Origin of the sequence: Geomonas diazotrophica (assembly GCF_018919385.1) — a bacterium.
Lineage (GTDB): Bacteria > Desulfobacterota > Desulfuromonadia > Geobacterales > Geobacteraceae > Geomonas > Geomonas diazotrophica.
The window spans coordinates 130236-151286 of the sequence record NZ_JAHLMF010000009.1; the positions used below are offsets into that span (position 1 = coordinate 130236).

Here is a 21051-nt window from a genome sequence, read left to right on the forward strand (position 1 = left end):
GGATTTTTTGATGAGAAACGAAAGCAACAAGGCAAGCTTCGGGGGGTGGAAGGTTTTGACCGTCTACTTCTCGCATTCCGGCAACACCAGGGAATGTGCCCAGCAGATCAACCAAAGGGTGGGGGGCGACCTGCTCGAATTGACGCCGGTACGACCGTATCCCGAAGATTACGACACCGTCGTGAGCCAGGCGAAGCGAGAGCTGCGGGCGGGGTACCGACCGGAGCTGAAGGCAACGGGCGATGGCGTAGCCGACTACGACGTGGTGTTCGTCGGCTCCCCGAACTGGTGGAATACGGTAGCGCCACCGGTCATGACCTATCTCGCCGGATACGACTTCACCGACAAGGCGGTCGTGCCGTTCATCACGCATGAAGGCACGGGCTTAGGGCAAAGCGCCAGGGACATCGGGGATCTCTGCCCCGGCGCCACGGTTCTGGAAGGCATCGCCATTCGAGGCGGCGAGGTCAACAGGGCCGGGCAGAAGCTATCGGAATGGCTACGCAAGCTCGGCATAGCAGAGGACGTGACAAGCCGAACAGGGAGGAACCAATGACAAAACCTGAAACAGCAAAGGGGATGAGCGATCTGGAGGCGGTGGCCCCGGACTTTGCCAGGCTGACCAAGGATTTCCTGTTCGGGGAAATTTGGGAGCGCCCGGAACTGTCGCCGCGGGACAAGAGCCTGATCACGGTCACCTCCCTGGTGGCGCTGAACCGGATCGAGCAGGTGGAATTTCATCTCAAGAAGGGGCTGGAGAACGGGCTGACCAAGGAGGAACTGGTGGCGGCCATCACGCACATCGCCTTTTACGCCGGCTGGCCTACGGCAGCCTCGGGGTTCGCCCATTTGAAAAACGTGCTGGACGCGTTGGGGGAATAAAACCTGTAGGGGCGAATAAATATTCGCCCGCCGATACCGCACCTGGCACCTCGGCCTCTCTCGCCATTGGCAGAGGCGGGGGCATCGGCGGCTGGGCAAATGATTATTTGCCCCTACAGCTTGCCCCCGTAGCGGTCGGCCATGTAGGAGCTGCGTACGTAGGGGGCGCTCTCGACGTGGAGGAGGCCGGCGGCAAGCGCCTGTTCCTTCAGCCTGTCGAAGCGCTCCGGCTCGATGAAGCTCTGCACCGGATAGTGCTGCCGGCTGGGAGCAAGGTACTGGCCGAGACTCAGGTAGCTGCACCCCGCGTCGACCAGATCCTTAAATACCGCCAGAAGTTCGCCCTCCTCCTCACCCAGCCCGAGCATCAATCCCGATTTGGTTTTCAATTCCGGTTCAAGCCGGTGGGCTTCGGCCAGAAGCCGCAAAGATCTTCGGTAATCAGCGCCGGAGCGGATGGCATAGAGCCTCGGCACCGTCTCCAGGTTGTGCCCGAGGATGTCGGGCGCGCTCGCCAACACCCTCTTCAGCGCCTCCAGATTCCCCATGAAATCCGGGATCAGAAGTTCGATCCTGGTGCCGGGGGAGGCCTTGCGGATCGCGGCGACGGTGTCGGCGTACTGTCCGGCACCGCCGTCGGGCAGGTCGTCGCGGGTGGGGCTGGTGATTACCACGTGGGAGAGTTTCAAACGGCGGACCGCCTCGGCCACCGAGGTCGGCTCGCCCCGTTCAGGTGCCAATGGCACCTCCTTCGAAACGGAGCAGAAGGAACAAAGCCGCGTGCAGGCACGCCCGAGGATCAGGAAGGTCGCCTGCCTCTGCCGGAAGCACTCGGTGATGTTGGGGCAGCGGGCCTGCTGGCAGACCGTGTTCAAGCTGAGCTCCTTCAGGAGCCCTTCCATCTCGGCATGTGCGGCCGGGTTCACCTTCTTCTGCAGCCACTCCGGCTTGCGCAAAGATTCCATCTCATACCTCAAAACCATCCCGTTTCGCCATCATCTCACGCCACATGCGTCCCCACCCGGATGGGTGAGGGGGTTGCCAGGGGCCACATATCCGCAGCCTGCGGAGCCCTCCCCCCCCCGCCGGGCACCCTCTCCCGGGGGGAGAGGGGACACCAGCATGGGTTACTTTTAACTCCGCCCCTCGAAGGTCCACTTCGGGCAGCGGTACTTGTACTCCTCGAGTTTCCCCGCGGTCGCCGTTTCCTGCTCCGTGAGCGGCTCCGGGGCCAGTGCCACACCCATGCACTCCTGGAAGGAGTCGACCAGCAGCCGCTTCAACCCATCGCACTCCTGCTTTTGCCCCAGTTCCGCAAGGCTTACGGAACGTGCCGCACCCGGCGCCGGTTCTTTGAGGTAGCGCAGTCCCTGCTGCACCCGGTTTTCCAGCGGGATGGAGCCGTGCTGCAGTATGGCACCGGAAAGCCTGCGCTGGGCGTTGCCGCCGATCTTGCGGTCGTTGACCACCACGTCGAACTCCTCCTTCCCTGCAAAGCAGAAGGAAGTCCGCTCTCCCAGCCGCTCCTCGTCCGGGTTGCAGTCGACGGCGAAGCGGGCGTCGAGCCCCAGGCGCTGGTAGGTGCCGAGCAGGAAGCCGCAAAGCTTGCGGAAGCCGTCCTTCACCCCGGTCCGGTCACCCAGGTGTTCCGGCGCGCAGACCAGGCTGTAGGTCACCTCCGCCGCGTGGTAGATGATGCCGCCGCCGGTCATGCGGCGTACCACCGGCACCCCTTCATCCCGGCATAGATCGAGGTTGAGCGCGGCCGCCGCGTCCTGGTAGCGTCCCACGGAGAGCGTCGCCGGGTTCCAACCGTACAGGCGCAGCACCGGCCTGCTCCGATCCTTCTGGAAGCAGTTGAGAAGCGCCTCGTCCAGCGCCATGTTGGCGGGGCCATCCAGGGGACCCGTATCTATCAAACGCCACTCACACATCTATGAAGACCTCTAAGTCACCGGTTTTGCCTTTCTTTTATTCGCAGCAGACCTGCTGCATCCTCGCCGCGCGGGTCTCGTCCAAGCGACCCACCGGCGTGGTCACCGGCGCCCGGTGCAGCCGTTCCGGATCCTCCCTGGCCATCCGTGCCGCCTCCAGCATCACCTCGATGAAGGCATCCATGGTCTGCCTGCTCTCGGTCTCGGTCGGCTCGATCATGATCGCCTCCTTGACGTTGAGCGGGAAATACACGGTCGGGGGATGGAACCCCCTGTCGATCAGGTACTTGGCCACGTCGATGGCGTGCACGCCGTTTTGCACCTGCCGGCTCGCGGAAAAGACGCACTCGTGCATACAGGTCTGGTCGAAGGGGAGCTCGTACTCTTCCTTGAGCCTCGCCATCATGTAGTTGGCGTTCAGCACCGCCTGCTCGCTCACCTCGATCAGCCCCTCGCGCCCTAAAAGCGTGATATAGGCGTAGGCACGCGCCATGATGGCGAAGTTGCCGAAGAAGTCGGAAACGCGTCCGATCCCCTCGGGATGGTCCTCCACCCCGTAGCTGCCGTCCTCCCGGCGCACCACGCGCGGGGTGGGAAGGAAGCGGACCAGGTCCCCCCGCACGCCGACCGGGCCGCTCCCGGGGCCGCCTCCGCCGTGCGGTGTGCCGAAGGTCTTGTGCAGGTTGACATGGATCACGTCGAAGCCGACGTCCCCCGGCCGCACCTTGCCCAGGATGGCGTTCAGGTTGGCGCCGTCGTAGTAGGTGAGCGCGCCCCCCTCGTGGGCGATGGCGCAGATCTCCGCTATGTGCGGGTTGAAGAGCCCAAGGGTGTTCGGGCAGGTCAGCATCACCGCCGCCACCTCGTCGTTCATCGCCCGCCGGAACAGGTCGAGGTCCATGTCGCCGTAGGGGGCGGTCGGAACGGTCACGATCTCGTAGCCCGCCATGGCGGCGCTGGCCGGGTTGGTGCCGTGGGAGGAGTCCGGAACGATGACGTATTTCCGCTTCCGGTCGCCGCGCGACTTGTGGTAGGCGGCGATCACCATGATGCCGGTCATCTCGCCGTGGGCGCCGGCCAGAGGCTGGGTGGTGACCTCCTCCATGCCGGTGATCTCGGCCAACTGGCGCTCCAGTTCGTAGATGACGGCGAGCGGCCCCTGCACCAGCTTGTCCCCGCCGGGAAGCAGCGCCAGCATGGGATGGCAGGAGGCGAAGAGCCCGCCGGCATTCTCGGTCACCTTGGTGTTGTATTTCATGGTGCAGGAACCAAGCGGATAGAAATTGGTGTCTACCGAGAAGTTCCTGCGCGAGAGGTTGGTATAGTGCCGCACCAGGTCCAGTTCGCCCACCTCGGGCAGGCGCACCGGCTCCCGGCGCCTCACCTCTTCGGGAAGGGGAGCGGCCTTGGGCACGTCGCTCAAGGGGATCCTGACGCCGGTGCGTCCGGAGACGGATTTCTCGAAGATCAGCTCCATAACACCTCCTCAAGCAGCGCCGCCAGGCGATCGATCTCTTCCTTGCTCCGCTTTTCGGTCACGGTCACCGCCAGCGCCCGTTCCATGCCGGGATAGTACTGCCCCAGCGGCACCCCCGCCGCCACCCCCTTGTCGAGAAGCCGTTGTACCACTTCGGCTGCGTCCTTGGGAAGGGCCAAGGTGAACTCGTTGAAGGTGGCGCCCGGATTGAGGAGGTCCACCCCGCGCACCGCGCCGAGCACCGACTTCGCGTACTGTGCCTTGTCGTAGTTCAAAAGGGCCAGCTCCTCGAACCCCTTCCTCCCGAGGGAGGCGCAGAAGATGAGGCCGCGCAGGGCGCACAGGCTCTGGTTGCTGCAGATGTTGGAGGTGGCCTTGTGCCTCTTGATGTGCTGTTCGCGCGCCTGCAGGGTGAGCACGAACCCGCGCCGTCCCTGGTGGTCGATGGTTTCGCCGGCGATGCGGCCGGGGAGATTCCGTATGAAGCGCTTCCGGGTGGCGATGAAGCCGAAGTAGGGGCCGCCGAAGGAGAGGTGGTTCCCCAGGCTCTGCCCTTCGCCCACCGCGATGTCCGCTCCCATCTCGCCGGGGCTCGCCACGAGCCCCAAGGCGATGGGATAGCAGGAGACGATAAGGAGCGCCTCGTGGTCGTGCGCCTTCTGCGCGAGCTCGCGGAAATCCTGGACCGAGCCGAAGAAGTTGGGGCTCTGCACGATCACCGCGGCGGTCTCGTTGTCGATGGAGGCCATCAGGCGGGCGAGATCGGAGGCGCAGCCGTCCGGCGCGACCAGCACCGCTTCCGCCGACAGGCCGTGCAGGTAGCCGGTGACGATCTCCCGGTGCAGCGGGTTCACGGAGGCGTCGAGGACGACCTTGTGCCGGTCGGTGATGCGCAGCGACATGAGCGCGGCCTCCGCGACCGCGGTGCCGCCGTCGTAGAGCGAGGCGTTGGATGCCTCCATTCCGGTCAGCCGGCAGATGGCGGACTGGTACTCGTAAAGCGCCTGGAGCGTACCCTGTGCGCATTCCGGCTGGTAGGGGGTGTAGGCGGTGTAGAACTCGGCGCGGGAGGCGAGGTGGTCCACGGCGGCGGGGATGAAATGGTCGTAGATCCCCCCGCCGATGAAGGGGGTGATCTCGGCGCCGCAGGTGGCCGCCTTCTCCCTCATGAGCCGCATCAGCTCCAGCTCGGACATGCCCGGCGGGAGGTCGAAGGATTTGGCGCGCAATTCCTCGGGAATGGGGGCGAAGAGCTCCTCCACGCTGGCCGCGCCGATCACCGCCAGCATCTCCCGGATGTCATCCGGCGTGTTCGGGCAGTATCCCATGTCACAGTCCTTTCAGGTACTCGGCATAGGCCGCGGCATCCATGAGCGCGCCAAGTTCGGCTTCATTCACCCCTTCGACTCTGCAGATCCATCCCTGCGATTCGGCCCCCTGGTTCACCAGCTCCGGCGCCGCGTCCAGCGCCTGGTTCACCTCGGCCACCTTGCCCGAGACCGGCGAGTAGATGTCGCTGGCGGCCTTCACCGACTCGATGGCCGCCAGGGTCTCGAACTGTTTGACGCTCTTGCCGATTTTCGGGAGTTCGACGTAGGTAATGTCCCCAAGTTCGTGGGCCGCGTGCTCGCTGATACCCACCGTCGCCTGCGCTCCCGCCACCTCGACCCACTCGTGCTCCTTGGTATAGAACTTTGCCATGATCCCGACCTCCGTTAAGTTGGAAAAACAATGCGAACAGGGATAAAGGGGATAAAAGGGATAACTGCCAGGGACATGTCTTTATCCCCTGTATCCCTTTTATCCCTGTTATTGGTTTTAGCTTCTGAGCGACCCGCCGGTATAGAAAGGGAGCTCCACCACCTGCGCCTCCATCTCGACCCGGTCCTGCTTTATGGTGAGCCGCGTGCCGAGCGCCGCCGCCCCTGGTTTGACCAGCCCCAGGCCGATGCCGCAGGCGAGCATGGGGGAGAAGGCGCCGCTGGTGACGACACCCACCTCTTCCCCCTGTTGCAGGATCTGGTAAAAGTGACGCGGCGCGCGCCGCGAGTCCACCTTGAAGGCGACCTTCACCCGGGGCGAGCCCTGCCCCGACTCCCGTTCCAGGGCCGCCCTGCCGACGAACTCCTTGTTCATGTTGACGAAGGAGGAGAGCCCGGCGGTCAGGGGGGTGATCTGCTCGTCCAGATCGTTGCCATAGAGGGAATATCCCATCTCCAGCCGCAGCAGGTCGCGGGCGCCCAGCCCGGCCGGGGCCACGCGCGGGTCCTCGAGCAGCAGGCGCCAGAGCTCTGCCACCTTGCCCGACGGAAGGAAGATCTCGTAGCCGAGTTCCCCGGTATAGCCGGTCCGGCTGACGATGGCGTCGCTTCCCAGGATGCTCGTTTTGATGAACTTGAAGAAGGGGATGTCCCGGATCTGCGCCCCGAAATGCTCAACCATGATCTCGCGGGAGAGCGGCCCCTGCAGGTCCACCTTCCCGGTGCGCGCGGAGATGTCGGTGAGGACGGTGGGGTTCTTGAGCCGGGAGCGGATCACGGCGAAATCGTTGTCGGTGGTGGCGGCGTTGACCACGATCATCGCCTCGTCCTCGGCCAGGCGGAAGACGATGAGATCGTCGATCACCCCCCCGGCATCGTTCAACAGGAAACCGTAGCGCGAGCGCCCCACGGGGATGGAACTGACCGAGAAGGTGAAGACCTCCTCCAGCCCGTCCGCGACCAGGTCCCCCTTGAAGAGGAACTCCCCCATGTGACAGATGTCGAAGAGCGCCGCCTTCTCGCGGCACCACCTGTGCTCGGCGATGATCCCGGAGTACTGGATCGGCATGAGCCATCCGCCGAAGGGTGCCATCAGCGCCTTGAGGTTCTCGTGGTCCGCACGCAGCGGGGTGGCCTTGAGCTCTTCCATACCTGGACTCCTTTCCGTCAAACGAGGGTTAGCGCCTATCAAACGAGATGATCGAACCGCAGCTTCAAACGCCCCAAACACCCTATCTCTTTAACTTCTTGCTAAATTCGTCGTTATGCATATAATCTAGCCTTTGTTAGGAGAACTCATGGATAGGTCTGAACTGCTACAGAAGACTGCCGAAAAACTTTCGCCGTTCGAGACGGCCCACCTGATAGATTTCGCCCGGCACCTGACGGTGAAGAGCGCCCTCTCGAACCCCTGGATCGTCTGCGCCTTCCTGATCGTCGCCTTCTACGCCGTGGTGGTGCGGTCGAAATTCGTACTGGCAGCGCTGTTCACCACCATCTCGCTGCTCATCCTGCTCCGCTACACCATGCCGGCGGAAGGCGACACGCTGAACCTCTCCACGACCCTTCCCTTCGCCTTCGGCGGCCTCGCCATCGGGGCATTCCTCATCTATCTATTTTTCATCAAGACGGAGTAGAACTTTTGCGCAGAGTAGGCTTTACCACCACCATCCCGCTGGAAGTACTGGTTGCGGCGGGCGTGGTCCCCATCGATCTCAATAACGTCTTCATCACCCACCCCGAAAAAGCCTCACTGATAGAAGATGCCGAGCTCACCGGCTTCCCCCGCAACGTCTGCGCCTGGATCAAGGGTATCTACGGCGCCGTGGTCGCCAGCGGCGTCAAGGAGATGATCGCGGTGACCGAAGGGGACTGCAGCTACACCAAGGCCCTCATGGAGGTCCTTTCGCTGAACGGGGTGCGGGTCTATCCCTTCGCCTATCCGGCGGGCCGTGAAGCCGCACCGCTCAAGGCGGAGATCGAGAAGCTGATGTCCGTTTTCGGCGTCGGCTGGCCCGAGGTGGAAGAGGCGAAAAAGCGCCTGGACCGGATCAGGGTGAAGGTGCACGAGATCGACCGCCTCACCTGGCAGGAGAACCGGGTGACCGGCGAGGAGAACCACTACTTCCAGGTCTGCACCTCCGACATGAACGGCGACCTCGATGCATTCGAGGCCGAGGTCGACGCCTTCCTGGCGCAAGCGGCGCAAAGGCCGGAGCGCAGGGAGCCGATCAGGCTCGCCTACCTCGGCGTCCCCCCGATCGTTTCCGGGCTCTATGATTTCGTGGAGGAGGTGGGCGCCCGCGTCGTCTTCAACGAGACCCAGCGGCAGTTCTCCATGCCTTACGGAATCGAGGACCTGGTGGAACAGTACCGCGCCTACAGCTACCCCTACGACATCTTCCACCGGATCGGCGATATAAGCCGTGAACTGGAGAAACGCAAGGTGGACGGGGTGATCCACTATGTGCAATCCTTCTGCTTCAGGCAGATAGAGGACATGGTGCTCAGAAAGAGCATCAAGCTCCCGATTCTGACGCTCGAAGGTGACAAACCGGGTGACGTCGATGCCAGGACGAAGATCAGGCTGGAAGGGTTTCTGGAATTGCTCGAGGAACGTAGCTGACAATCCCTCGACTGTGCCAAACCCGTGACCAAATATACAATGGCCTCTGCAATTGGCAAGCAGCACCACAAGATAAAACCGCTCCGGATGTTTCCCGGATAGCGCGGAGCGGCGGGCAGTGACAGGAGAACATATTCAGGTGTCAGACACGTTGAAAATAGGAATAGACCTGGGGAGCAGGAAAGCCAAGTTCGCCCTGATGCGCGGCAGCGAGATCGTCAAGCTGGCGGACCTCGACACCATCGCCTTCTACAAGAAGTACGGCAGCATCGTAAACGACGAGCTGTCGCTCGACCTCCTGGGGAGCGGCATCTTCAGTGCCGAGGAACTGGCACAGGCGCAGATCACGGTGACGGGCTACGGCCGCAACAGCATCAACCTGCACGGGGCGCGGGTCATTTCCGAGATCAAGGCCCACGTCGCCGGCGCGCGCACCCAGACCGGGCTCGCCAACTTCACCCTGCTGGACATGGGGGGACAGGACACCAAGGTGGCCCAGGTGGTGGCGGGCAGGCTCACCGACTTCGTCATGAACGACAAGTGCGCCGCCTCCAGCGGGCGCTACCTGGAAAACATGGCGGCGGTCCTCGAGGTCACCCTGGACGAGCTTTCCTCCCACTCGGAGGATCCGGTGGCTCTCGACGCCACCTGCGGCATCTTCGGCGAGAGCGAGCTGATCGGCCAGATACTGCGCGGCTACCCGGCCTCCAGGCTCTGCGCCGGCGTCAACCTCACGTTGGTGAAGCGGGTGATGCCGATGCTGAAGCGGTTTCCCTCCGACACCCTGGTCATCACCGGCGGGGTCGCGCTCAACGGCGCCATGGTGAACCTGTTGCGGGCCCAGTGCGGCATGGAGGTCGTGATACCTCAGCATCCGCAGCACAACGGCGCCATCGGCTGCGCCTCGCAAGGATAGAGGCGGGGCCAGGGGCTAATTGGCGGAAGCAAGGTTTTCTCCACCCCCTATTCCCCGGTCCCCACCCCCCCGCTTTTTCTCTTGAATTTTCGCCGCGGCCCGTTTAACCTCGCCGCTAGATTTTATTCCGGAGGGCACATGCGTATCGGCAAAAAGGACTGGATCTTCATCGGCATCATCGCTGCCGTTTTTCTCATCTTCTACGTCATTTCCGGCGAGGAAAAGACCAAGCGCGTCCCCCTGGATGACGCCCACAAGCCCTCCTACGAGCTGTTCAAGAAGACCGGCAGCAAGATGGAGGCCGACAAGGGCTGCCCGGCCTGCCACAACACCGACCCGGGCGGCATTCCCTTCCCCCCGAAACACCCCGTGAAACCCAAGGACGGGCCGATGCGCTGCCTGTTCTGCCACAAGCTTAAGTTGGCCGGAGTGTAATGACCACGTTGAACCTTACCGGGGAGCTGGAGCGGCTGATCTACGACATCACGCTCCGCACCCCGGAGCTGCAGCACATCATTCCCGAGAGGCTGCTGGTCTGCGTCTCCACCGGCAGGAGCGGCCGCGGCGGCAGCCTGGCCAAGATCCACCCGTTGCGCTTTGCCGGCGGCGAGAGGTCGGTCAAGGCGCGGCGCGGCAGGCGCAGCGTCCTTTGCACCATGCCCAGCATCACCCACCGCGGCGAGGAGATGCTCTACGTCATCTATTTCCTGGTCCCCCGCTTCCTGGAACTCTCCTTCCGCGAGAAGATGATCACCATCTTCCACGAGCTGTACCACATCTCCCCTGCCTGCGACGGCGACATCCGCCGCTTCCCCGGCCGCAACTACGCCCACGGCTCCTCGACCAAGAACTACAATCTCCTGATGGGACAACTGGTGGACCGCTACCTGGAGGGGATCCCGGACCGGTCCGCACTGGGCTTTCTGGAGGGGAACCTGGCTGCGCTCCGCTCGCGGCACGGCGCCATCGTGGCCCGGCGCCTGCAAGCTCCCCGCATCAGCATCACGCCGGCCTGACGGCAAGCCATTCTTGACTTTTCACCTGCAAAACTATAAGTTGGCAGAAATACACAGATCCGCAGACCCCAAAGGGGGCAAGACGTCATGCTGAAACTGGACTACACCGTCACCCGCAAGTTCGAGGAACTCGCCGAGAAGGCGAAAAAGGTTAGTTCTTCGCAGCTCATAAACGACATCGCCGCCACCGTCGATTCGAAGTTGTTCCAGGACTGGGCCAACTCGGCGCTGAGCCTTCTGCAGCAGATCTTCGGCGAGGAAAGCGCCTACTACCGCAACTTCCAGTCCATCTACTCCAAGATCATCAACATCACCTACAAGGAAAGCTTCGACAACTGCCGCGCCATCGTGCAGTCCGCCCGCGAGGAGTACGAAGGGGGAGGGCTCACCGAGATCCGCCTGTTCCTGGACCATGCGGTGTTGGAGTACCTGGGCGGCAGGACCTCCGAATTTTTGAAGCGCGGCGACAACCACACCGCCTGCATCCTGGCCTCGGTCTTACTGGAGCAGGTGCTGATGCTGATATGCGCCAGCAAGGGGATCGCAGCCGGAAGCACCGACGAGATGAACGAGGCGCTCTACCAGGCGAAGGCGTACCAGGTGGGGACCTACCAGCGGGTAAAGGACTGGTGCTACATGAAGGCGGACTTCCTGGCCGGGCAGGGGGAAAGGTACCGCACCGCCGACGTGGACGAGATGCTGCGCGGCGTGCAGCGGTTCATCGTCAAGGAGATCGGGTAAACGCGGATTGAGACAAAGATAAGAATCGAGAGAGCAGAGAAAAAGGGGAAGCCGTCTGGCCTCCCCTTTTATTTTACCCTCTTGCCGATAGCAAGACGGTTCCGGTTTTCTCAACCTTTATCTTTATCTTTGTCTTAATCTTTGTCTTAATCTCTGCCTTAACCTACTTCTTGATCACGCAGTCGATGATGGCGTTGATCCTGCGGTTCTTGGCGCGCCCCTCGGCGGTGCTGTTGTAAGCGATGCGCCTGGTGTAGCCGTACCCCTTGGCGGTCAGGCGGCTCTTCTCGATGCCGAAGTTGTCGACCAGGTACTGCACCGCGCTCTCGGCACGTTCCCGCGATAACTTCATGTTGTACTCGAACCCGCCGACGTTATCGGTATGCCCTTCGATGATCGCGGTGGTGGTCGGGTACTTCTTCATGTAATCGGCAACCCTCGCCATTTCATCCTTGTACTGGGGCTTGATGTTCGCCTTGCCGGTATCGAACTCGACCACCAGGGCCATGCAGAGACGCTCGGGAGGCTTGACCTCCTTCACGTCGAAGGCACAGTCGATAATAGCCTCGATGCGGCGGTTCGCCTGCCGCCCTTCGTCGGTGGCGTTGGATGCCACCGGGCGCGCCATGCCGAAGCCGCGGGCCTCGAGACGGGAGCGGTCGATGCCGCAGTTGGCCACCATGTAGTCGACGACGGCCTGTGCACGCCGCTTGGAGAGGTCGAGGTTGTACTCGGGGGCGCCCACGTTGTCGGTGTGCCCCTCGATGACGGCCGTGGTGGTCGGATACTGTTTCATGAAGTCGCAGACGACGCCGATCTGGTCCTTGTCCTCCTGGCGGATGGCGGCCTTGCCTATGTCGAACTCGCCGTGCAGGGTGACGCAGTACTTGTAGTGCCCCGGGGTCGGTTCGGCCGCGGGTACCGGCTCCAGCGGCGGCTCTTCTGCGGGGGCCGGCTGCGCTACCGGCTCCGGTTCGGGCGCCGGCTTGGCCGCGACCGCAGGCGCCTGCTTCACGCCGCCGAACATGAAATCAACCCCGACGGTGTACTCCAGGTTGTGGTAGGACTCGCCGTCCTCCCTGAGGATCAGGTGCCGCAGGTCGCCGCGAAGGGCCAGCGCATCGGTGAGGAAGTACTTGAGGCCGGCGCCGTAATTGAAAGCCGCCCGACTGGTCTCGTGTTCCCCCGCGGCTTCGCGGGACTGCCCGCCAAAGCCGGCAGCGACGTAGGGGACCAACTGCCGGTCCGGCATGAAGTGATAGAGCATGTCGAGATGGTAGTTGTACGCGTCGACGTCGCCGATGTTGCTGTGGCTCTTCCCTTCGGTGGGGACGTAGTCGAACACCGCCTCGAGGCCGAAGTGCTGGGTGAAGTTGTAGCCGCCGCGCAAGCCAAAGACAGGTGCGGTCTCCAGGTGTTCTTTGCCGATGAAGGTGTAGCCGCCGACAAAGGGTGAGAGGGAGAAGCTTTGCGCCTTTATTTCGGCGCGCGCCTTCGGGCACAGGGTGAACAACAATGCGGGAACCAGAACAAGCAACAGCAGGTACTTTTTCATCTGACACCTCCTCTGTTTGTTTAGGATTCTATGTTGTGGCTGCTATTTTCCCGGTGTTCGCGGTTGGTTCAGCTCCTACTACTGGTCGGATGTGCAATTGGGGCAGCGTGTTGCCTTGGTCGGAATCATGCTGCAGCAGCGGGGGCATTCCTTGGTGGTCACGGGTGCCGCCGGCGCCGGGAGCAGCCTGTTTACCTGCCGCACCAACAGGAAAAGGGCGAAGGCCACGATGACGAAGTCGAAGACCGAATTCAGGAAGAGGCCGTAGGCGATGACCGGTACACCCGCGGCCTTGGCTTCAGCCACGGACCGCACCGGCGTGTTGGAGAGGTTGATGAAGAGGGAGGAAAAATCCATGTTGCCGAGGAGCCTGCCGATGGGCGGGGTGATGATGTCAGCGACGAAAGAGCTTACAACTTTGCCGAAGGCTGCGCCGATGACGACTGCGATTGCGAGATCAAGAACGTTTCCCTTCAAAGCGAATTGCTTGAATTCCTTTAGCATTCCGAAGCACCCTCCTCGTTAAAACGATGGCAGCCAAAACACATGAGAAAGGCTACCACCCTTTACACAGGGTGCAAGAAAAACCGATTCTTTTTTGCCCGGTTAGCAGCGCGGTCGCTCCGGCGCATGTTGCAAGGGGGGGGATGAAGTCGGGGTCAGCCTCCGGCTAACCGGCAGAACTTCAACTGCATGAGCAGGGAATACCGCTTGCCTTGCCGAAGGCCTCCCTCCCCTCCTTCAAGCTGAACCAGGCGATGCCGAGGGCTCCGGCCGAGTCGAGCCAGCCGATACCGGTGAGGTAGTAGCCGGCGCTGGAGACCAGCAGGATGACGGAGAGGTAGAGGCAGACCCTGGTGCAGGCTGCGTCGGCCAGGATGGCCTGGGAGCCGAGCGCTTTCCCCACCTTGACCTTCTGCTGGATCAAAAGCCACATGGAGAGTATGGAGACGCTGGAGACCACGATGCCCCAGAACGTGGTGGTAGGCGCATGGCCGTGAAAGGCATCATAGACGGCGGTAAGAAGGAGACCCGCCGCAAGGAGGTAGAAGCCGCCGCCGGTGATCCTGAGCGCGCCGCGCTCGAACTGGTCGGGGGCCTGGTCGGGGTTCCCCCGCTGGCGGCGCACCATGTGCCAGATGCCGGCGCCCGAGATGACCTCTACGAAGGAGTCCAGCCCGAAGCCGAAGAGGGCCAGGGATTCATCTTCGAACCCGAACCAGGCGGAGACCACCCCTTCGAGGATGTTGTAGAAGATGGTGATGAGCGCCAGGAGCGCCGCTGTCCGGTACAGCTTTTCGAGTTGCCTGTTCATTGGGGTCCTTTTGCGCTGCAACTGGAAGTATCGAGACTTTTGAATATATCCCGCAGCGGCAGTGAATGTCAACGCCGGGGACCGCCGCCACTCGGACTCTATCGAGGGGGGCGAACTGCGCCCCGGCACAAGTAATCGAATTGCCGACACTCTGAAAACGAGCGATTGTTGCCATTAAAAATATGGCAGATCCGATTCATAGATGCTGCAGAAATATTATTGACAGCCAAAAACCGCTATGCTATACACGTAATCTCTTCGCGGCACAGGGCGAAGAAAACCAGATATTCCCGAGTAGATCAGTCGGTAGATCAGTTTTTAGACCCAAGCGGTTTACCGAGTATGTATAAACCCTCGGAATAGCACCAAAAGAAAACCCGGTAACATTACCAGATTGACCCAAAAAACAGTTGCATTTGCATTAAAAGCGTAGTAAAATCAAGCACTTATTCCCGAGTAGATCAGTCGGTAGATCAGCGGACTGTTAATCCGTGTGTCGTAGGTTCGAGTCCTACCTCGGGAGCCATATTCATAAAAAGGCCCACAGTTTATAAACTGTGGGCCTTTTTGCGTTAGCCCTCAAATCTTGGAAAGGCCAGAAGAAAATTCAGCTTGGGCTCAAAAAGCAGTCCTTCAGCAACTTGATCTGCGCTTGAATATGCAGGTGAACAGACGACACTCTTCAACATCGTCAACGAACTTGCGTCGAAAGATGTGAACTTCAAAATCCTGGACATCAACCTCGACACCGCCCCCCTACCGGCAAGCTCATGTTGACAATACTGGCTGCCATCGCCACTTTCGAGCGCGAGATGATAGTTGAACGACAGCAGGAAGAGATCGCACGAGCGAAGGCTGCAGGGAAATACAAGGGGCGAGTCGCCACAGCTCGCGCGAAAACCTCCGAAGTCCTCACCCCTTTTGGGAGAAGGCCAGACAAGAAGGATCTCGCCGATGCTCTTGGCATAAGCATAGCCAGCGTGCACCGTATTGTTAGAAACGGCAAAGCAGATACCAAGGTATATCTTGGGTGCAGCGTGCGATTCTATCTAACTTGCAGCAGATCACTGTGTCGCCCTCTCGCACGAGCTCCATCATCATCACTTTCGGGTCTTCTGGTGTCCACGCCACTTCGTTTCTCACTGTAAATCTTGCTGCATCCGGCAGCCAGAAGCTGGTCCAACTGCGAGTCCAGTTGCTGGTCCATTGTGCTCACCCGAGCATATCCAACTACCTTCCCGTCAGCCATGGTTGCCTCCCTTGTGCCTATCAATACCATCTGTGAAGCAATAAATCAGAACCTATCAAAAGCCATGACCTATTGACAGGGCAAAAGGTTCAGGCGAGATAATTATTAGTTTCTCTTGCGCTGCAATGCCACATATTATATGGTTAGCCCCGCAGCAATGAGGCACAAAATTTCTTATGGAGTTGTGGAGAATCTTGCGCTCTGCTCCGATCCTACTTGCTTGGCTGGGTAATACTGATTTGCGCGCCTGCGAAACACTTGCCTCTGATGGTTTGGGACCAATCCTAGGCTCGCTACAGGCATTGCCATTTTCAGCCGTTCATTTGCTGTCTGATCACGGTCGACAAAAAACAACCTCCTATTCTGACTGGGTCAACCAACGGACAGGACTGCCTGTCGTAGCTCACCTCGTCAATCTGACCAGCCCCACAAGTTTCGAGGAAATCTATCGAGCTGCAAGCGATATCCTAGAGGAACTTAAAGTCGTATCCCCATCCACGCCTCTGACTTTTCATCTCAGCCCTGGCACTCCAGCGATGGCCGCCATTTGGATTTTGTTGGCTAAAACGCGCTTCCCAGCTAGGCTGATCGAGTCCTCTCGCGAGCAGGGAGTCAAAGAGGTTAACATCCCATTCGAACTTTCCGCAGAGTTCTCGCCGATTGTCGATAAAGCGGCCGATGAGGCTCTTGCACAACTGATGCAAGGCCTGCCGCCGGAAGCCCCAGGTTTTACCACCATCATTCATCGCTGTACTGCTATGAAACGTGTTGTGGCGATGGCACATCGACTCTCTTTGAGGGATGTCCCTATTCTGATCCAAGGGGAGTCTGGAACTGGGAAGGAGTTATTTGCCCGTGCTATCCACCAAGCCAGCTCTCGCAGCAACAGGCCATTTGTTGCGGTGAATTGTGGGGCAATCCCCCAAGAACTAATTGATGCTGAACTTTTTGGTCACGAGAAGGGGGCCTTCACTGGCGCAATAGCAGGCCGTGCTGGCTACTTCGAGTCTGCTGATGGTGGGACTTTATTCCTAGACGAAGTAGGTGAACTTCCTTTGGCCTCACAGGTACGGTTACTTCGCGTAATCCAAGAGCGCGAGGTGACGCGCATCGGCGCCACCAAACCGAATTCAATCGATATCCGCATCATCGCGGCTACGAACCGAATTCTGCCAGAAGACGTTCGCGAGGGGCGCTTTCGGGAAGACCTGTTTCACCGGCTTGCAGTTGGCGTCCTGCTTTTGCCACCCTTGCGCCAGCGCGAAGGTGACATCAGTCTTTTGATTGACTCCTTGCTCGCAAGCATTAACGAAGAAGTCGCCAACCAACCCGGCTACCAGTATAAAGAATTGGATGTTGCTGCAAGAAATCTTCTGCTTCAACACTCATGGCCCGGAAACGTCCGCGAGCTGCATAATGCCTTGCTGCGCGCCAGCATCTGGTCAATAGGCAACAAGATAACCAGGCAGGACGTAGCCGAATCGTTAGCCGTGACGGTTGCGCCTAAGGCGGAAACGATCCTCGGGCGGTCGCTGGCTCAGGCCGTCTCGCTTCCGGACATTATTGCTGACGTAGCGTGCCACTACCTGGACCGAGCTATGGCCCAGACCCACGGAAACAAGTCAGAAGCTGCGCGTTTGCTAGGTTTAGGCAGCTACCAGACATTGAGCAATTGGTTACAAAAGTATGGGCGCAATTAAAGTGGCATGTCTGATGCAGATTCAACGCAGATAGTTTTTCTGGTCCAGCTAGCCATCCAAACTTTAGATAAGGCGAACATAATGGCACGTAATGAGCGAATAACCTGTAAAGAACTCATAGAACCGCAATTGGCCGCGCTCGGCTGGACGTGGCAGGAGCAGCTGCGGATCGGCCCGGGCCGTGTCAACCTCACGGGCGATGCGATGTATGACGAAACGCAGTCGATTATCGCCGACTATCTGTTGCGTTACAAAGGTGTGCCGCTGGCGATTCTTGAAGCCAAGGCCGACACTATGAGTGCCGCAGACGGCATGCAGCAGGCATCGCGTTATGCCCGCCGCCTCTCCCTTAGGTTCTCGATCTCATCTAACGGCAATGATTGGATCTTGACCGACAACGATAGTGGCAAATTTGATTCGTTGAATGCCCCTCCATCTCCCGAAGAGTTAGTCGCGCGAATGGGTCTTTCGGTCGACTGGCCTCGCTGGGAAGCCGCCTTCAGTGGTGGCTATCACGTGGACCAGGTTTCCCGCAAAAAAGTCCGTCCGTATCAGGACATGGCTATCAACAAGGCGCTGTGGCAGTTCGCCCAAGGGAATGACCGTGTGCTATTGCTTATGGCAACCGGCACCGGCAAAACGTTTACTGTTTTTCAACTGGTTTGGAAACTGCTTAACGGGAAGGCACTGAAGCGCGAGCACGTCCTGTTCTTGACAGATCGAAACAGCTTGAAGGATCAGGCATACCGTGCATTTTCGGCCTACTCTGCTTCCGAGCGCATCCAGATTGACAAGGAGACGGTAGCCCAAGGCCAACACCTGGTAGGCAAGATCTTCTTTGCAAACTACCAGAGCCTTGGTGAAGAACTCGACGGTAAGAAGGTATACGAGCACTACGCACCTGATTATTTTGACCTGGTCGTTGTCGACGAGTGTCACCGTTCTGGTTTCGGGGACTGGTTCGGGGTGCTGGAGCACTTTGGGCAAGCGCTGCAACTAGGTCTCACCGCTACCCCGCGTGAACTGGAAGAGGGCGAGCGAGCCCTGACCGACGAAGAAAAGCGTCGTGATACTCAACACTATTTTGGTGATCCAGTATTCAGTTATAGCCTAAAGCAGGCTATTGAAGATGGTTATCTTGTGCCGTACTTGCTAGAAGAGCGGATCACCAATGTCGACGAAGACGGCTACACTGATCCCGACGGCAAGCGTTATACAACCGCTAACTTTGAGCGGGACATACGAATGCCGGACCGTACCAAGGCTATCGCTGAAGATCTGTGGGACATTTTGGGGAAGTACGAGCTGCGCAATGAAAAGACGATTGTCTTTTGCGTTGATGACACTCATGCTTCTTTCATGGCGCAGGAGCTGCGCCGGTTGGCAGGCGATAACGACTTTGCAGCGCGCATCACCCGTGCAGAGCGCAATAGTCATCAGCTTGAGCGGAATTTCGCCGTGGTAGGTCCCAGCAAGCCACGGGTGGCAGTTACGGTCGATTTACTGACGACTGGTTTTGACGCCCCAGATGTGAAAAATATCGTCTTTGTCCGGCCGTTGCGAAGCGCCATCCTCTATAAACAGATGAAAGGGAGAGGCACCCGTCTCTGTGAGGACATAAACAAGCGCTACTTCACTATTTTCGATTACTCCGGTGCCAGCCAGCTGGAGGATGCTGAATTTGATGGGCATCCTGCGAATCGGCAGAAGGCGGTCGCGAGTAACAGCAAACCAAAAAAGAAAAGTGAAGAGACCACCCCAAAACTTGTCTGCGATGGCGTCTCGGTCATTATCTCTTCCGAAAACCGCTATGTCTGTTTAGCCGACGGGCGGAAGGTTCCTTTCGAAGAGTACACCGAACAATCACGCGAGTTCATCCTGGATGTAAGCCATAAAGGTCTAGACGAGTTGCTGCGGATCTGGACCGACAAGGGCAGCCGCCAAGAACTGCGGGAAGCCATGCGTGACCGGGACATTTACCCCTCAGCGTTCCGGCATTACCTCGATCTTCCCGATGCGGATGACGTAGACATCTTAGCCAAGGTAGGCTTTGAGTTGCCGCGTGTACCAAACCGCGTAGACCGCGCGAACCGGCTGTGGGACGAAGATCTGATTTGGTTAATGGACCACCTTGGAGAAAATTTGTTACCCGAAGTTCAGCGGTTCAAAACGCACCTTTGGCAGACAGCATTGGACCATTACCGCCTGTTCGGCATCGATGAGCTCGAACAGGCTCGCACTTACAGTGCTCCGCAGTTCACGGACCAGTTCGGTAGCTTCGTCACGTTAACCAAACGTTACGGTGGTCCAGCTTTGCTCAAGGCTGATCTTGAGTTGGTTAAAAAACACCTTTACGTGCCGATGACCGCATGATGCGGTGGCACTCTACAACCACAGGATAAAATATGACACAGAACATCGACCACCGCCGCCAAGAAGTACAGCAGATAGTCAAAAATGCCTGCGATCAGCTTAATTCCGAGGGCGTTGATGCACGTAACTATGTCGAACAACTTGCCTGGCTGTTCTTCCTCAAGGCTTTCGACGAAACCGAGTCACGAAAGGAACAGGAAGGGGCCTTTGATGATACACCCTACGAGCGTCGCCTAAGTGGTGATTTTGCTTGGAGCAACTGGGCAAAGAACACTGATCATCCAGATGAAATGCTTGAGTTTGTCGACGGCAAGCTCTGGATCAAGCTCACCAGCCCCGATCCAGAAAAGGGGCTTGGCAATGACGCCCTAGGGCAGCGCTTTCGGCGTATATTCGATAATGTTCGAAACTACAGTCGGCGAGGCGTAAGCTTTGCGAGAGTAGTTCAGCAGGTGGACAAACTACATTTTTCTAGCGACACCGATGTCATCGTGCTCTCAGAAATCTACGAGGACCTGTTGAAGCGCGTGGCGGCCGACTCGGCGGGCTATGCTGGTGAGTTCTACACTCAACGGCACATTATTCGAGCAATGGTGCAACTAGTGCGGCCTCAGTCTGGAGAGCGTGTATATGACCCGTGCTTTGGCACCGCAGGTTTCTTAGGCGAAGCCGCCGACCATGTTCGCCGCCACAGCACACTCAGCGGAAAGCAGCTGGATGATCTGCAGCACAAGGCTTTTTACGGGATTGAGCTTAAACCACTCACGTACCTGCTCGGCTCGATGAACATGATTTTGCACGGCATCGAGGGGGCAAACCTGGAGCTGACAAACACACTGGAAGTTCATAGTCATAATGTTGCAGAAAAGGATAAATATCAGGTTATCTTGGCCAACCCTCCATACGGCGGCAAGATGTCGCAAGAGCTACAGACTAATTTTCGGGTGCGGAGTGGCGCTACGGAATGTCTGTTCCTGCAGCACATTATGGCCAATTTGGCCAAGGGGGGGCGCGCCGCTGTGATAATCCCCGAGGGGGTACTTTTTCGTGGCGGGCCGGATCAGAAAGTGCGGAAGGAGTTGCTTGAGCAGTTCAAGGTCCACACAATCCTTTCGCTTCCTGCAGGCTGCTTTCTGCCCTACACGGGTGTAAAAACGAATGTGATCTTTTTCGATCGGGATGAAAATGGCTTAGGCACCGATTCGGTCTGGTATTACGAACTCACCAATGATGGATTTGAGCTAAAGCAGACGCGCAAGCCAATCGTCGGTAACCAGATTCCTGATTTTCTCGCTAAGTGGCAGGCGCGCGTAGAGGGTGAAAACACGTGGACGGTGCCGGTGGCCAACATAGTTGCCAAGGGCTACGACCTTTCGGCCAGAAACCCGAACCGGGTTGATACCTATGAGCACAGGCCTGCGCTCGATCTAGTTCAATCGATCCGAAACAAGGAAGACAGGATCTCCGAACTTCTTGATGAACTAGAATCCATACTGGAGCAATGAGT

The 21051-nt window shown here is 59.2% G+C and carries 22 protein-coding genes and 1 tRNA gene; 13 read left to right on the forward strand and 10 right to left on the reverse strand.

Annotation, left to right across the window (positions count from 1 at the left end):
* Positions 1–10: 10 nt before the first annotated feature.
* Entirely contained in the window at positions 11–556 is a 546-nt protein-coding gene (locus KOM00_RS12155; RefSeq protein WP_216499188.1) for a flavodoxin, read from the forward strand.
* Positions 553–882 (forward strand): carboxymuconolactone decarboxylase family protein, encoded by a 330-nt coding sequence (locus KOM00_RS12160; RefSeq protein WP_216499189.1) that lies wholly within the window; start codon positions 553–555, stop codon positions 880–882. Before KOM00_RS12155 ends, KOM00_RS12160 begins: the two co-directional genes overlap by 4 nt.
* A 113-nt stretch (positions 883–995) precedes the next feature.
* Here KOM00_RS12160 and lipA read toward each other — a convergent pair whose 3' ends face one another.
* The 6 genes from lipA to gcvT form a co-directional block, all read right to left on the reverse strand.
* Positions 996–1847: a lipoyl synthase gene (gene lipA, locus KOM00_RS12165; RefSeq protein ID WP_216499190.1), complete on the reverse strand. Its 852-nt coding sequence runs from the start codon at positions 1845–1847 to the stop codon at positions 996–998.
* A 168-nt stretch (positions 1848–2015) separates the two neighbouring features.
* Complete coding sequence (locus tag KOM00_RS12170) at positions 2016–2816, reverse strand: lipoate--protein ligase family protein (RefSeq protein ID WP_216499191.1); 801 nt, start codon at positions 2814–2816, stop codon at positions 2016–2018.
* A gap of 37 nt (positions 2817–2853) precedes the next feature.
* The gene (gene gcvPB, locus KOM00_RS12175; RefSeq protein ID WP_216499192.1) at positions 2854–4293 is read right to left on the reverse strand and encodes an aminomethyl-transferring glycine dehydrogenase subunit GcvPB; all 1440 of its coding nucleotides are present in this window, start codon (positions 4291–4293) and stop codon (positions 2854–2856) included.
* Positions 4284–5621 (reverse strand): aminomethyl-transferring glycine dehydrogenase subunit GcvPA, encoded by a 1338-nt coding sequence (gene gcvPA, locus KOM00_RS12180; RefSeq protein ID WP_216499193.1) that lies wholly within the window; start codon positions 5619–5621, stop codon positions 4284–4286. Before gcvPA ends, gcvPB begins: the two co-directional genes overlap by 10 nt.
* A 1-nt stretch (position 5622) precedes the next feature.
* On the reverse strand, positions 5623–5994 hold the full coding sequence (gene gcvH / locus KOM00_RS12185; RefSeq protein WP_216499194.1) for a glycine cleavage system protein GcvH: 372 nt from the start codon (positions 5992–5994) through the stop codon (positions 5623–5625).
* A 117-nt stretch (positions 5995–6111) separates the two neighbouring features.
* Positions 6112–7203, reverse strand: coding sequence for a glycine cleavage system aminomethyltransferase GcvT (gene gcvT / locus KOM00_RS12190; RefSeq protein WP_216499195.1), 1092 nt, complete (start codon positions 7201–7203; stop codon positions 6112–6114).
* A 148-nt stretch (positions 7204–7351) separates the two neighbouring features.
* On the opposite strand from gcvT, the gene KOM00_RS12195 reads away from it, so the two are divergent.
* The 6 genes from KOM00_RS12195 to KOM00_RS12220 all read left to right on the forward strand — a co-directional run bounded on the left by KOM00_RS12195 (position 7352) and on the right by KOM00_RS12220 (position 11352).
* Positions 7352–7690: a hypothetical protein gene (locus KOM00_RS12195; RefSeq protein ID WP_216499196.1), complete on the forward strand. Its 339-nt coding sequence runs from the start codon at positions 7352–7354 to the stop codon at positions 7688–7690.
* Positions 7691–7695: 5 nt separating this feature from the next.
* Positions 7696–8679, forward strand: a complete 984-nt coding sequence (locus KOM00_RS12200) for a 2-hydroxyacyl-CoA dehydratase family protein (protein WP_216499197.1) — start codon at positions 7696–7698, stop codon at positions 8677–8679.
* 139 nt (positions 8680–8818) lie between these two features.
* Positions 8819–9595, forward strand: a complete 777-nt coding sequence (locus KOM00_RS12205; protein WP_216499198.1) for an acyl-CoA dehydratase activase — start codon at positions 8819–8821, stop codon at positions 9593–9595.
* A 138-nt stretch (positions 9596–9733) separates the two neighbouring features.
* Positions 9734–10030, forward strand: coding sequence for a cytochrome C (locus KOM00_RS12210; RefSeq protein WP_216499199.1), 297 nt, complete (start codon positions 9734–9736; stop codon positions 10028–10030).
* Entirely contained in the window at positions 10030–10611 is a 582-nt protein-coding gene (locus tag KOM00_RS12215) for a putative metallopeptidase (protein WP_216499200.1), read from the forward strand. The genes KOM00_RS12210 and KOM00_RS12215 overlap by 1 nt, the downstream gene beginning before the upstream one ends.
* A gap of 87 nt (positions 10612–10698) precedes the next feature.
* On the forward strand, positions 10699–11352 hold the full coding sequence (locus tag KOM00_RS12220) for a hypothetical protein (RefSeq protein ID WP_216499201.1): 654 nt from the start codon (positions 10699–10701) through the stop codon (positions 11350–11352).
* A gap of 163 nt (positions 11353–11515) precedes the next feature.
* Here the strand turns inward: KOM00_RS12220 and KOM00_RS12225 are convergent, their stop codons facing one another.
* From KOM00_RS12225 to KOM00_RS12235, 3 genes are all read right to left on the reverse strand, one after another.
* Positions 11516–12907: an OmpA family protein gene (locus KOM00_RS12225; RefSeq protein WP_216499202.1), complete on the reverse strand. Its 1392-nt coding sequence runs from the start codon at positions 12905–12907 to the stop codon at positions 11516–11518.
* A gap of 78 nt (positions 12908–12985) precedes the next feature.
* Positions 12986–13411, reverse strand: a complete 426-nt coding sequence (mscL, locus tag KOM00_RS12230; RefSeq protein ID WP_216499203.1) for a large conductance mechanosensitive channel protein MscL — start codon at positions 13409–13411, stop codon at positions 12986–12988.
* 181 nt (positions 13412–13592) lie between these two features.
* Positions 13593–14222: a cation transporter gene (locus KOM00_RS12235; RefSeq protein ID WP_216499204.1), complete on the reverse strand. Its 630-nt coding sequence runs from the start codon at positions 14220–14222 to the stop codon at positions 13593–13595.
* Between the two features lie 450 nt (positions 14223–14672).
* On the opposite strand from KOM00_RS12235, the gene KOM00_RS12240 reads away from it, so the two are divergent.
* Together KOM00_RS12240 and KOM00_RS21035 are read left to right on the forward strand one after the other, a co-directional pair.
* Positions 14673–14748 (forward strand) — tRNA-Asn (locus KOM00_RS12240).
* Positions 14749–14992: 244 nt separating this feature from the next.
* Entirely contained in the window at positions 14993–15370 is a 378-nt protein-coding gene (locus KOM00_RS21035; RefSeq protein ID WP_407931687.1) for a recombinase family protein, read from the forward strand.
* Here the strand turns inward: KOM00_RS21035 and KOM00_RS12250 are convergent.
* A complete protein-coding gene (locus KOM00_RS12250; RefSeq protein WP_328758434.1) occupies positions 15268–15501 on the reverse strand; it encodes a recombinase family protein in 234 nt (77 codons plus the stop codon). The two genes, KOM00_RS21035 and KOM00_RS12250, sit on opposite strands and share 103 nt — an antisense overlap.
* Before the next feature lie 146 nt (positions 15502–15647).
* Between KOM00_RS12250 and KOM00_RS12255 the strand changes: the two genes are divergently transcribed.
* The 3 genes from KOM00_RS12255 to KOM00_RS12265 all read left to right on the forward strand — a co-directional run bounded on the left by KOM00_RS12255 (position 15648) and on the right by KOM00_RS12265 (position 21049).
* Positions 15648–17171: a sigma-54 interaction domain-containing protein gene (locus KOM00_RS12255; RefSeq protein WP_216499205.1), complete on the forward strand. Its 1524-nt coding sequence runs from the start codon at positions 15648–15650 to the stop codon at positions 17169–17171.
* An 81-nt stretch (positions 17172–17252) separates the two neighbouring features.
* Positions 17253–19544, forward strand: coding sequence for a type I restriction endonuclease subunit R (locus KOM00_RS12260; protein ID WP_216499206.1), 2292 nt, complete (start codon positions 17253–17255; stop codon positions 19542–19544).
* A 32-nt stretch (positions 19545–19576) separates the two neighbouring features.
* On the forward strand, positions 19577–21049 hold the full coding sequence (locus KOM00_RS12265) for a type I restriction-modification system subunit M (protein ID WP_216499207.1): 1473 nt from the start codon (positions 19577–19579) through the stop codon (positions 21047–21049).
* Positions 21050–21051: the final 2 nt, after the last annotated feature.